We start from the raw sequence: 12,208 nt of genomic DNA on the forward strand, positions 1-12,208 counted from the left end.
CGGTCAACACGGGCGACGGCGGCGACAAGGCCGCTTCGATGCGGTAGCGAACGGGCCGATGGGAAGCGATCGGGCGATTCGGGCGGGCATCGCGCTTGCGCTTGCGGTAGCGAGCGGCGCGGCGGCGCTGCTGATCGGCGGCGACGTGTCGGCGACCCTCGTCGCGATCGTCGGTGCGATCGCCGCGGTGCTGGTCGCGCTCGGCACCGAATCGGACGAGCGGCCCGCGCCTGTCGCGCCCCCGCCGCCACCCGCACCCGACGCCCTGGTCAGCGACGTGATCGAGGCGGTGGTGGAGCCTTTACTGGTCGTCGCCGACCGCCGCGTGGTGCGCGCCAACGCGGCCGCGCGCGCGCTGCTCGGCCAGCATATCCTCGGCGAGGATGTGCGCCTCGCCATCCGGCACCCCGCCGCCGCCGAGCGGCTGACCGCACCCTTACCCGAGGGGGACGCGCCGATCGACCTGGTCGGCGTCGGCACGCGCGAGCAGCGCTGGGAAATGCATGTCCGCGCCGCCGGCCCGTCGCTGCGGGTCGTCCACCTGATCGACCGGACGGGCAGCTACGCGGCCGACAAGATCCGGATCGATTTCGTCGCCAATGCGAGCCACGAGCTGCGCACGCCCCTCGCTTCAATCCTCGGCTTTATCGAGACGCTCCGCGAGGGCGCGGGCGACGATCCCGAGACGCGCGACCGCTTCCTCAAGATCATGTTCGGCGAGGCGACGCGCATGCGCCGGCTGGTCGACGACCTGATGAGCCTTTCGCGGATCGAGGCCGAGAAATATCGCGAGCCCGATCAGATCGTCCGTCTCGGCGAACTGGTGGAGGAAGTCCGCGCCGAGGTGGCGAGCGTCGCCGACGCGCGCGCCGCCGACCTTGTCACCGCGGTCCATGACGCGCCGCCGGTCAAGGGCGATCGTGCGCAGCTGAGCCAGGTGCTCCACAACCTCGTCGGCAATGCGCTCAAATATGGTCGCCCCGGCACGCCGGTAACGGTCGAGCTGCGCCACGATGGCGGCGCAATGCTCCGGCTGGCGGTGCGCGACGAGGGCGATGGCATCGCCGCCGAGCATCTGCCGCGCCTCACCGAACGCTTCTATCGCGTCGATTCGGGGCGCAGTCGGCAGGCGGGCGGAACGGGCCTCGGCCTCTCGATCGTCAAGCATATCGTCGAACGTCACCGCGGGCGGCTCGACATCGCCAGCGTGCCGGGGACGGGCACGACAGTGACGATCCTGCTGCCGGTGGTGGCGGGGTGAAGAACGACCAAAGGGGGACCTGAACGATGCGGACCATGTTGATCGCCGTGACCCTGACCGCCGCCGCCTCGCCGGTCGCGGCGCAGGAACAGCCGCTGCGCGACCTTACCGAGCGCTTCGCCGCTGCCCGCGCGGGCTATGACGCCGCCGCGCTCGAAGCGACGCTCGCCCCCGATTACGAGGAGATCTCGCCCGTCGGCACCGTCGACAAGCGCGCCGAGGTGATCGGCTTCTACACCGCCGACAAGAAGGCGCCCGTGCCGCCGATGACTGCCGACGAATGGGCCGGCGCTGCGAGGGGCGACGTTGCCGTCGTCACGCTTCGCCAGTCGTTGGCGCTGCCGGGGGGGCAGACCCGCGCACTCCGCGTCCGCCACCTCGCGCGGCGGGAGGCGGGGAAGTGGAAGCTGGTCTCCACCCAGTATACGCCGATCCCGCCAGCACGTCCGTGACGTTCGCGCCAAGCTTCTTTCTTTGATCTCGCGCCAACACCAAGGAATGGCGCCACCCCGGATCAAGGCCGGGGCGACGAACCGGTGCACTGGATCGGCCCCGCCCGCCCTCGTTGTCATCAAACCGCAACGTCGATGCAACAAAGGGGCGTCGATCGGGTGCTAGCGGCCTTCATGGAACCGCCTGTCCAGGCGTCCGGGGGACCGTGCAGATGCTTCGACCGCTTACCCTTGCGGGGTTCATCGCCCTTGCACTCGCCGCGTGCGACGAGGGCGGGGTCGCGCGCGACGAGATCAGGATCGTCGGCTCCTCCACCGTCTACCCCTTCACCACCACCGTGGCAGAGGCATTCCGCAACAAGCGCCCCGATCGCAAGGCACCGGTGATCGAGGCGACGGGCACCGGCGCGGGGATCAAGCAGTTCTGCGCCGGCATCGGCCCGCTCCACCCCGACATCCTCAACGCCTCGCGCCGCCTCAAGAAGTCCGAATATGACGCTTGCGCCGCCAACGGCGTGAGCGAGATCATCGAGGTGCAGGTCGGGCTCGACGGCGTCGCCTTCGCCGAATCGAACCGGGGACCGCGCCTCAGGCTCGGTCGCACCGACATCTATCGCGCTCTCGCCGCATTCCCCGGCGGGCGGCCCAACACCGCCCGGCTCTGGTCCGACGTCAATCCAGGCCTGCCGCGCGTGCCGATCCAGATGCTCGGCCCGCCCGCAACCAGCGGCACGCGCGACGCGCTCGCCGAACTGATCCTCGCCCCCGCTTGCGAGGCACTGCTGCCGCAGGCCGCCGAGTGGAAGGAGGTCGACCCCGACCGCTTCGCGCGCACCTGCACCCGCGTGCGCGACGATGCCGCCTATGTCGACTCGGGCGAAAACGACAACCTCATCGTCCAGAAGCTCGACGCCAATCCCAGCGCCGTCGGCATCTTCGGCTTCAGCTATCTCGAGGAAAATGCCGACCGGCTACACGGCGTGCCGGTCGACGGCGTCGAACCGACCTATGAGACGATCTCGACCGGCCGCTATCCGGGCGCGCGACCGCTTTACATCTATGTGAAGAAGCGCCATCTGCGGCCGGTCCCGGGATTGGCCGACTTCCTGGCCGACTATGCCGCCGCATGGGGACCCGACGGCCCGCTGGTGCGCAAGGGCATGATCGCCGCGCCACGCGCCGTGCGCGCTGCCTCGGCCGCCATCGTGGCGCGCGGCACCACGCTCGACCCCGCGGCGCTTCAATAACCGATGTCGGGCTCGGCGCTCCTTTTCCTTGTCCTCGGCCTTGCGCTGATCGGCTGGCTGACGGCGCGGGCGCGCGCGGTACGACTGTCGGGGACCGCGCGGCTGCACTCGCTGCCCGGCCAGCATGGCTGGTATGTCGCGATGTGGGTGGCGATCCCCGCCTTCGTGTTCCTCGCGCTATGGGGCTGGCTCAGTCCGCAGCTGGCGCGTGAGGGGGTGCTGGCGAGCCCACAGGCCGCGGGGCTGCCCACCTTCGCGTTCGAGCGGTCGGCGATCCTCGCCGAGGCTCGCGCGATCGCCCGCAATCCCGACCTCGGCGCCTTCAATCCGCAGGCCGAGCTGCTGGCACCCGTCTATCGTACCTACCTCACCCGCTATTCCTGGATCGGCACGGCGATCGCGCTGCTCCTTGCCTTTGCCGGCGGCGCCTATGCCTTCAGCCGCATCGCCCCGCCGTTCCGCGCGCGCGGTCATGTCGAGCGCGGCGTGATGCTGATCCTGCTCGTCGCCAGCCTGATTGCCATCCTGACGACGCTCGGGATCTTCGGCTCGCTGCTGTTCGAAAGCGCGCGCTTCTTCTCGATCGTGCCGATCGGCGATTTCCTGTTCGGCACACACTGGAGCCCGCAGGTCGTCAGCGCGACCGATCCGGGTGCCGACCTCGGCGCGGTGCCGCTCTTCTGGGGCACCTTCTTCATCGGCGCGGTGATCGCGATGGCGGTCGCCATCCCGTTCGGCCTGATGAGCGCGATCTACCTGACGCAGTACGCCGCCCCCGCCGTCCGCCGCTGGGTCAAGCCGATGCTCGAGATTCTCGCGGGCGTGCCCACCGTCGTCTACGGCTATTTCGCCGCGCTCACCGTCGGCCCGGCGATCCGCCAGTTCGCCGTCGCGATCGGCATGCCCTATGCCAGCTCGGAGAGCGCGCTCGCCGCGGGGCTGGTGATGGGGGTGATGATCATCCCCTTCGTCAGCTCGATGGCCGACGACGCGCTCGCCGCCGTTCCCTCGGCGATGCGCGATGGCAGCCTGGCGATGGGCGCGACCAAGTCCGAGACGATCAGCCGCGTCTTGATGCCCGCCGCGCTGCCCGGCGTCGTCGCCGGCATCCTTCTCGCCGTCAGCCGCGCGATCGGCGAGACGATGATCGTCGTCATGGCCGCATCGGGCGCCGCGACGATCAGCCTCAATCCCTTCGACAGCGCGACGACCGTCACCAAGCAGATCGTCGATCTGCTGACCGGCGAGGCCGAGTTCGACAGCCCCAAGACGCTCGCCGCCTTCGCGCTAGGTTTGACGCTGTTTGTCATCACCTTCCTGCTCAACATCGTCGCGCTGCGCGTCGTGAAGAAGTATCGCGAGGCCTATGAATAGCGCCGCCATCCCCGACCGTGCGCCCACCGACTGGCGGGCACAGGCAATGCAGCGCCGCATCCGCCGCCGCTATGCCGCCGAGCGCCGCTTCCGCTGGCTGGGGCTGGCGGCGGTGTCGCTGTCGGGGGCGTTCCTCGCCTTCCTCCTGTGGACGATGCTGGCTAGCGGGCTCGGCGGCTTTTCACGCACCGAGGTCCGACTGCCTCTCGACTTTCCGGCGATGGCGCTCGACGTACGCCCCGAACAGCTCGGCCGCGCGGGCGCCGACCTCGCGCTCGCCGGCGCGGGGCTCCAGAATGCGGTCGGCGCTGCGGCGGTGCAGGCATTCGGTGACGATGGCGAGCGCGTCATCTCCGACAGCGCCTGGGTGACGGTGCGTGAGGCGATCAAGGCAGACCCCTCGCTCCTCTCGCGCCGTGCCACCATCACTGTCCCCGCTGCGCCCGGCATCCACGAGGCCGCGACCGGTGAAGCCCGGCCTGATGACGAGGCCGCCGCGGCCCGCCTCGCGGCCGCGGGTGCGCTCACCAGCGGCTTCAACTGGACCTTCCTGACCGGGGCCGATTCGACCGATCCGACCGCGGCGGGCATCTGGGGAGCGCTCAAGGGCTCGCTGCTCACGATGCTGGTGACGCTCGGCCTCGCATTCCCCATCGGCGTGCTGTCGGCGATCTATCTTGAGGAATATGCCCCCCGGAACCGCTGGACCGACCTGATCGAGGTGTCGATCAACAACCTCGCCGCCGTCCCCTCGATCATCTTCGGCCTTTTGGGCCTCGCCGTCTTCCTCGGCACCTTCAACATGCCGCGCTCGGCACCGGTCGTCGGCGGGCTGACGCTCGCGCTGATGATCATGCCCGTCATCGTCATCGCAGGGCGCAACGCGGTCAAGGCGGTGCCCCCCTCGATCCGCGACGCGGCGCTGGGCGTGGGGGCGAGCCGGGTGCAGGTCGTCTTCCACCACGTCCTCCCTCTCGCGCTGCCCGGCATCCTGACCGGCACGATCATCGGCATGGCGCGGGCGCTGGGCGAGACAGCGCCCCTGCTGATGATCGGCATGCGCGCCTTCATCGCGACCCCGCCCGACAAGCTGACCGACGCCGCCAGCGTGCTGCCCGTCCAGATCTTCCTCTGGTCCGATCAGGTCAGCCGCGGCTTTGTCGAGAAGACGTCGGCGGCGATCATCGTCCTTCTCGTCTTCCTGCTCGCGATGAACGCCCTCGCCATCTACCTCCGCAACCGTTTCGAGACCCGCTGGTGATGCACGCCCCCGCCCCCACCGCTTCGCCCAAGATGTCGGCGCGCCACGTCAACGTCTTCTATGGTCGCAAGCAGGCGATCGACGACGTGTCGATCGACGTCGATATGGAGAATGTCACCGCCTTCATCGGCCCTTCGGGCTGCGGCAAGTCGACCTTCCTGCGCACGCTCAACCGCATGAACGACACCATCGCCACCGCGCGCGTGGATGGCGAGATCCGGCTGGATGGCGAGGATATCTATGCCAGCGACATGGACGTGGTGCAGCTGCGCGCGCGCGTCGGCATGGTGTTCCAGAAACCCAATCCGTTCCCCAAGTCGATCTACGAGAACGTCGCCTATGGCCCGCGTATCCACGGCCTCGCCGCGAGCAAGGCCGACCTCGACCGCATCGTCGAACAGTCGCTCACGCGCGCCGGCCTGTGGGGCGAGGTCAAGGATCGGCTGAACGATTCGGGGACCGCACTGTCGGGCGGCCAGCAGCAGCGCCTGTGTATCGCCCGCGCGATCGCCGTCGATCCCGAAGTGATCCTGATGGACGAGCCATGCAGCGCGCTCGACCCAATCGCCACGGCGAAGATCGAGGAGCTGATCCATGAGCTGCGCGGCAAGTATGCGATCGTCATCGTCACGCACAACATGCAACAGGCGGCGCGCGTGTCGCAGCGCACCGCCTTCTTTCACCTCGGCACCCTCGTCGAATACGGCGTGACGTCGGAGATCTTCACCAATCCGCGCCAGGAGCGCACCAAGGATTACATCACCGGCCGCTACGGCTGAGCCGGACAGGAACCATGATGAACGAGCATACGGTCAAGGTTTTCGACGACGAACTGGGTCAACTGCGTGGACTGGTCGCGCAGATGGGCGGGCTGGCCGAGGAAGCCATCGAAAGCGCGGTCGAGGCGCTGGTCCGCGGCGACCTCGCCGCGGCGGTGCGTGTCGTCGAGGGCGATCGCCGCATCGACGCGCTGGAGGGCGAGGTCGAGCGCCTCGCGGTCCAGCTCATCGCGCTGCGCGCGCCGATGGCCGACGACCTGCGCGAGGTGCTGACGGGCATGAAGTTCGCCAATACGCTCGAGCGTGTAGCCGATCATGCCAAGAACATCGCCAAGCGCGTGGGCGAGATCGACCGGTCGGTCCCCATCGAGCCCATGTCGGTGTTGCCCGCGATGGCGACCGTCGCGGGCGAGATGCTGCACGACGTGCTCGACGCCTTTGCCGCGCGCGATGTCGAGGCGGCGAAGCGCGTCTGCGAGCGCGACCGCGCAGTCGACGACCTCTACAATTCGATCTTTCGGGCGCTCGTGACCTTCATGATGGAAAACCCCAAGTCCATCAGCCAGGCCGCGCACCTGCTCTTCATCGCCAAGAATCTCGAGCGCATCGGCGACCAGGCGACCAACCTGGCCGAGATGGTCCATTACGCCGCCACCGGCGAGCGGATGGGCGAGCGCGAGCGAGTGAGTTGAAAGGGACGACGATGGCACGGGTAAAGATGCTGCTGGTCGAGGATGACGCCGCGCTCGCCGAACTGCTCGCCTGGCATTTCAAACGCGAGGATTTCGAGGTCAAGCAGACCCCCGATGGCGAGGAGGCGCTGCTCCTCGCCAAGGAAGCGACGCCCGATATCGTCCTGCTCGACTGGATGGTCGAGGGGCTGTCGGGGATCGAGGTCTGTCGCCGCCTGCGCCGCATGCCCGAGACGGCGAACGTACCGATCATCATGCTGACCGCACGCGGCGAGGAGGAGGATCGCGTCCGCGGCCTTGAGACCGGCGCCGACGACTATGTGACCAAGCCATTCTCCCCCCGCGAGCTGGTCGCCCGTGTCGGCGCGGTGCTGCGCCGCGTGCGTCCCGCGCTGGCAGGCGAGCAGCTTACCTATTCGGATATCGAGATGGACACGGTGGGCCATAAGGTGCGCCGCGGCGGAGAGGTGATCCCGCTCGGCCCCACCGAGTTCCGGCTGCTCAAGCATTTCCTCGAACATCCCGGCTGGGTCTTCTCGCGCGAGCGGCTGCTCGACGCCGTCTGGGGCCATGACAGCGATATCGAAAGCCGGACGGTCGACGTCCATATCCGTCGCCTGCGCAAGGCGATCAATGTCGGCGACAAGCCCGACATCATCCGCACCGTCCGCTCGGCGGGCTATGCGCTTGATGCGGGCAATTGATCGCGATCAACCTCCCCTAAAGCCGAATCGGCAGCGCAACGAAGGAAACCTTCGCCGTGCCGGGCGTTCATCGGCCCGACGCGCGCGTAACCAGCGCGTTTGGTACGAGGAGAGTTCGCAATGAAGCTCATCGCAATGACCGCCGCGCTGGCGCTGACCGGCGCCGCCTATGCGCAGCAGACGCCCCCCGCCGATCCCGGCATGACCCAGCCCGGCGTGACGCAGCCCGACGCCAACACCCCGCCGAGCGACCCCAACGCGCCCGCCGCCACTGCCCCCGCGACCGACCCGGCGATGCAGTCGGCGCCAACCCAGACCGCGCCAATGGCCCAGCAGCCGATGGCAAGCACGCCGACCGGCGCCACCGGCGGCACCGAGACCACGGGCGGCTACATGCCCTCGACCCCGCCGCTGTCGGGCACGCCGACGCCCGGCGCCACCGTCCGCGTCCAGCCGTCGATGTCGCCCAGCCAGGCATTTCCGCCGCCGGCACCCGAGGCCGAATATCCGATCTGCAAGAAGGGCCAGACCGACAATTGCCGCCAGCGCGGCGGCTGATCGATCCCCGACTAGCTGACGAAGGGCCTCGACATCTGTCGGGGCCTTTTTCGTCGCAGCTTGACGCTGACCGCGACCGTCAGCCAGCGAAGGTCGAGACACACGTCGTTCGACCCGTCATCCAGGCGAAAGCCGGACCATTCTCGATAATGCCCCGGTCCCCCAACTAACGAGTTCAACCGGCCGTCGGGATGGGGAAATCGCGTCGGAGCCCGGCGCACACTCCCGCCCCCTGGTGCCCTTCCCCCTTGCGCCAGGCGCCCGTCCGCGACACCGTGCGGGCAGAGATCGTTACAGGGGATACCACAATGACCATCCGCTTCGATGGCCGTACCGCGATCGTGACCGGCGCCGGCGGGGGCCTGGGCCGCGCCTATGCGCTCGAACTCGCCCGGCGCGGGGCGGCGGTCGTCGTCAATGACCTCGGCGCCGCACGCGACGGGGCGGGCGCCTCCCCCGCCGCCGATGCCGTGGTCGAGGAGATCCGCGCGGCGGGCGGCATCGCCATCGCCGATGGCGGCGACGTCACCGACGAGGGCGCAATGGCCCGCATGGTCGAGCGCGCCCGCGAGGCTTTCGGCAGCATCGACATCCTGATCAACAATGCCGGCGTGCTGCGCGACAAGAGCTTCGCCAACATGACGCCCGCCGATTTCGAGTTCGTCGTCCGCGTCCACCTGATCGGCTCGGCGATCGTCACCAAGGCGGTTTGGGAGACGATGCGCTTCCAGCGCTATGGCCGCATCCTGATGACTGCCTCGTCGAGCGGGCTCTACGGCAATTTCGGCCAGGCAAATTACGGTGCGGCGAAGCTGGGGATCACAGGTCTCGCGCGCACGCTTCATCTGGAGGGTGCGAAGTACGGCATCCACGTCAACACGCTTGCCCCAACCGCGGGCACGCGCATGACCGAGGACATCTTCCCCGCCGAGGCGTTTGCCCGCTTCACCCCCGAAAGCGTCGCTCCCGCCGCGCTGTTCCTCGTCAGTGACGAGGCGCCCTCGAACATGATCGTCGGTGCGGGCGCGGGCGTGTTCCAGGCCGCCTATATCACCCTCACCGAGGGGGTGGCGCTGGCCGGCGAAGATCTGTCGCCCGAGGGAGTTGCCGCGCACTGGGCCGCGATCACCGACCGTGCACGAGAGCGGGTGCCGCAATCGGGAATGGAGCAGGCCCAAGCGATTCTTCGTCTGCTGACGGCTTGATCGCGCCGCGGGCCGGGCTAGCCTGCCCGCCATGAAGCGCGCCCTCGTCGTCCGTCACACGCCCTATGAAGGAATTGCCGGCTTCCGCCAGCCGGTCGAACAGGCCGGATATGTCATCGACCGTGTCGACGTGACCGATCCGACGTTCGCCCAGATCGACTTCCTTTCACCCGACCTTGTCGTGCTGATGGGCGGACCGATGGGCGTCTATGAGGTCGAGGAGAACCCATGGATCGCCCGCGAGGTCGAGGCTCTGGCGGGGCGGCTCGACCGCAACCTGCCAGTGCTCGGCGTCTGCCTCGGCGCGCAGATGATCGCGGCGGCGCTCGGCGCGCGCGTATTTCCCGGCCCGGTCAAGGAAGTCGGCTTCGCCCCTATAACGATCAACGCCGCGGGACAGGCCTCGCCCGTCCGTCATCTGGCGGGCGTGCCGGTGCTCCACTGGCATGGGGACACTTTCGACCTGCCACCCGGCGTCGAACTCCTCGCCTCCTCCGCGCATTACGCGCACCAGGCCTATCGCCGCGGTCCCGAACTCCTCGCGCTGCAATGCCACCCCGAAATGGGCGAGGACGAACGGTTCGAGGAATGGCTGGACGACGTCGCCTACCTCGCCGAAGCCGGAACCGACCCCCCCGCGATGCGCGCCGCGCACGAGACCCACGGCGCCGGCGCGGTCGCCGCCGGCCGTGCGGTCGTCGGCGAGTGGCTGGCGGGGCTGTAGCTCAGGTCGGAAGCCGAAAGACGAACGTGCGCTGATCGGCCGCGCACGCCAGGCCGTTCGCGGGCCGGTAGCTCTGTTCGAAGCGCGCCCTCGCGATCATTTCCTTGGCCGCGTCGCCGAACAGGAAGGGGGGATAGGACATGATCGTCCGCGGCCCGACCGTCTTGCCGTCGGCGGCAATGTCGAACTCGATCCGCGACCAGCCTTCGAACCCCAGCCGCGTCAGCTCGGTCGGATAGAAGGCGGAGGACGCGCCGCTCCGCTTCATGTCGGGCTTGGCGCCGACCAGCGAGCATTGCTGCTCGTCCAGGCCGGTTCTGGCAAAGGCACGCTGCGCCGCTTCGAAATCACCGCGCGCTGCCGCATTGTTGGCCAGACCGAGCAGCGCGCGGGCACGCAGCGGATGCCGCTCGGGCAGGTCAGGTGTGTCGGCGACTGCTGTTAATGCCGCATCGAGTGCGGGATCGGCGGCGCGATTGCCCGCCAGCCGCTGACGGATCTCGGCGACGCGAAGCTGCACCGTCGCCCGGCTGACCGGATCGGCGGCGACGGCCCGATCGGCGAGCAGTGCATCGAGCTTGCGCAGGCGCACGCCCTGTTCGCGGCGGTCGGGCCATCCGCTCGCCTCGATCTGCATCAACGCCGCATGGGTCCGCACCGCTTGTGGCGCCGCGAGCGTCGCGGCAAGCGCGACGGCGCGGTCGCTCGCTGCCGTGCGTTCGGGGGTGCCGATCAACCCCGAACCCGCCAGCACCAGGTTCGCACGAAGCGCCGCAGCATCGCTGCCGCCCGCCGCCTGACGCAGTGTGGCGAGGCCCGCGGCCTGCTGCTCCGTTGGCGTGCCCGTCGCCCCCTTGCCTGCCAGCCACGCCTCCGACTCCTGTATGAGCGGCGCTTGCAGGTCCATCGTCTCGCCCGCCTTCGAGCAGCGCAACTCGACGCGCGTCAGCGCGCGGTAGAAGACGGGAATCTTGGCCGCATCCTCGGGCGCCCACGACCATTCACGGACCGCGCGGGCGTAAGCGAGCGCGACTTCGCGCCCGCCCTGAACGAAGATCGGCTGTGCGCTCTGCACCGCCCCGTTGTCGTCGAGCGCGAACTCGACGACTGCATAGCTGTCGGGCGTCAGCCCCGGCGCGCTGTCACACGTCGGCGCCTCGATCGACCGGGCGGAGGCGAAGGGCGCCTCACTGATCCGGCCGGCCCCGGTGTAGACCAGATACTTGCGCGCATCGTCCATGTTCTTCTTGAGCAGCGCGACCTGCGCAAGGTCGTAGCGCGTGGCGATGTCGGCCAGGCTCACGCGCAGCGTCAGGCCGCCGTTATTCGCGAGCGCCTTCTTGAGCAGCGCATCGGCCTCCGCGACTCGCCCCGCGGCGAGCAGCGCCCGGCCCGCGAAGATCTGCGCACTGGCGAGGTCGGGCTTGGGCGTCGCCGCCGGCAGCAGTTTCAGCGCCTCCTCGGCATCGCGGATCGCCGCGCCGTCGCCGTCGAACCGCGTCAGCCGCGAACGAATCTGGAGTGGCACGACCCGCTCGGTCCCTTCCGACAACGCCAGCGCCTTGTTCACATCGGCGATCGCCTGGTCATAGGTGAGGTTGGTCGTTCCGATCTGCGCCAGCGCGACATAGGCGTCTCGCGCCTCGGCGCGGAAGCTGCCGCCCTGCGCCTCGATCGCGGCGACGCCGGCCCGGATCGACCGCTCGGCCTCCTCATGTCGCCCGAGTCGACGCAGGCACTGGCCGCGGCGTACCGCGATCGCGGCGGCAACGGTCTTGTTCCTGCCCGCCGGGCCCGCCGCCAGCCTGTCAAAGGCGGCGATCGCCTCCTCGCACTGCCCTGCCTCCGCCGCTTTGGTCGCGGCATCGAACGCTGCCTGCGCCGATTGCGGCGACGCCGCGGCCATTGCGGCACCGGCGATCATCACGCTAAACATCGTTGAACCTCCCCA

The 12,208-nt window shown here is 69.1% G+C and carries 12 protein-coding genes; 11 read left to right on the forward strand and 1 reads right to left on the reverse strand.

All coding sequences use genetic code 11. From position 1 onward, the window contains the following. Window positions 1-58: 58 nt before the first annotated feature. The 11 genes from COC42_RS01155 (at window position 59) to COC42_RS01205 (ending at window position 10,257) form a co-directional block, all read left to right on the forward strand. Window positions 59-1,261, forward strand: a complete 1,203-nt coding sequence (locus COC42_RS01155) for a sensor histidine kinase (protein ID WP_096341463.1) — start codon at window positions 59-61, stop codon at window positions 1,259-1,261. A 26-nt stretch (window positions 1,262-1,287) separates the two neighbouring features. Continuing rightward, window positions 1,288-1,713, forward strand: coding sequence for a nuclear transport factor 2 family protein (locus COC42_RS01160; RefSeq protein WP_245843754.1), 426 nt, complete (start codon window positions 1,288-1,290; stop codon window positions 1,711-1,713). A 212-nt stretch (window positions 1,714-1,925) separates the two neighbouring features. Beyond that, window positions 1,926-2,960 (forward strand): substrate-binding domain-containing protein, encoded by a 1,035-nt coding sequence (locus COC42_RS01165; RefSeq protein ID WP_096341464.1) that lies wholly within the window; start codon window positions 1,926-1,928, stop codon window positions 2,958-2,960. 3 nt (window positions 2,961-2,963) lie between these two features. Next, window positions 2,964-4,334, forward strand: a complete 1,371-nt coding sequence (pstC, locus tag COC42_RS01170) for a phosphate ABC transporter permease subunit PstC (RefSeq protein WP_096341465.1) — start codon at window positions 2,964-2,966, stop codon at window positions 4,332-4,334. Further along, the gene (gene pstA, locus COC42_RS01175) at window positions 4,327-5,595 is read left to right on the forward strand and encodes a phosphate ABC transporter permease PstA (protein ID WP_245843755.1); all 1,269 of its coding nucleotides are present in this window, start codon (window positions 4,327-4,329) and stop codon (window positions 5,593-5,595) included. The genes pstC and pstA overlap by 8 nt, the downstream gene beginning before the upstream one ends. Beyond that, window positions 5,595-6,374: a phosphate ABC transporter ATP-binding protein PstB gene (pstB, locus tag COC42_RS01180; protein ID WP_096341466.1), complete on the forward strand. Its 780-nt coding sequence runs from the start codon at window positions 5,595-5,597 to the stop codon at window positions 6,372-6,374. Before pstA ends, pstB begins: the two co-directional genes overlap by 1 nt. Window positions 6,375-6,391: 17 nt before the next feature. Next, window positions 6,392-7,066 (forward strand): phosphate signaling complex protein PhoU, encoded by a 675-nt coding sequence (gene phoU, locus COC42_RS01185; protein ID WP_096343009.1) that lies wholly within the window; start codon window positions 6,392-6,394, stop codon window positions 7,064-7,066. Window positions 7,067-7,077: 11 nt separating this feature from the next. Next, window positions 7,078-7,770: a phosphate regulon transcriptional regulator PhoB gene (gene phoB, locus COC42_RS01190; RefSeq protein ID WP_096341467.1), complete on the forward strand. Its 693-nt coding sequence runs from the start codon at window positions 7,078-7,080 to the stop codon at window positions 7,768-7,770. Window positions 7,771-7,890: 120 nt separating this feature from the next. Further along, window positions 7,891-8,328, forward strand: coding sequence for a hypothetical protein (locus COC42_RS01195; protein ID WP_096341468.1), 438 nt, complete (start codon window positions 7,891-7,893; stop codon window positions 8,326-8,328). Window positions 8,329-8,636: 308 nt separating this feature from the next. Beyond that, window positions 8,637-9,533: an SDR family NAD(P)-dependent oxidoreductase gene (locus COC42_RS01200; RefSeq protein ID WP_096341469.1), complete on the forward strand. Its 897-nt coding sequence runs from the start codon at window positions 8,637-8,639 to the stop codon at window positions 9,531-9,533. A gap of 31 nt (window positions 9,534-9,564) precedes the next feature. Beyond that, complete coding sequence (locus COC42_RS01205; RefSeq protein WP_096341470.1) at window positions 9,565-10,257, forward strand: glutamine amidotransferase; 693 nt, start codon at window positions 9,565-9,567, stop codon at window positions 10,255-10,257. Window position 10,258: 1 nt separating this feature from the next. Here COC42_RS01205 and COC42_RS01210 read toward each other — a convergent pair whose 3' ends face one another. Next, window positions 10,259-12,193, reverse strand: coding sequence for an energy transducer TonB (locus tag COC42_RS01210; RefSeq protein WP_096341471.1), 1,935 nt, complete (start codon window positions 12,191-12,193; stop codon window positions 10,259-10,261). Window positions 12,194-12,208 lie beyond the last annotated feature (15 nt).

This window comes from Sphingomonas spermidinifaciens (assembly GCF_002351485.1).
Lineage (GTDB): Bacteria > Pseudomonadota > Alphaproteobacteria > Sphingomonadales > Sphingomonadaceae > Sphingomonas > Sphingomonas spermidinifaciens.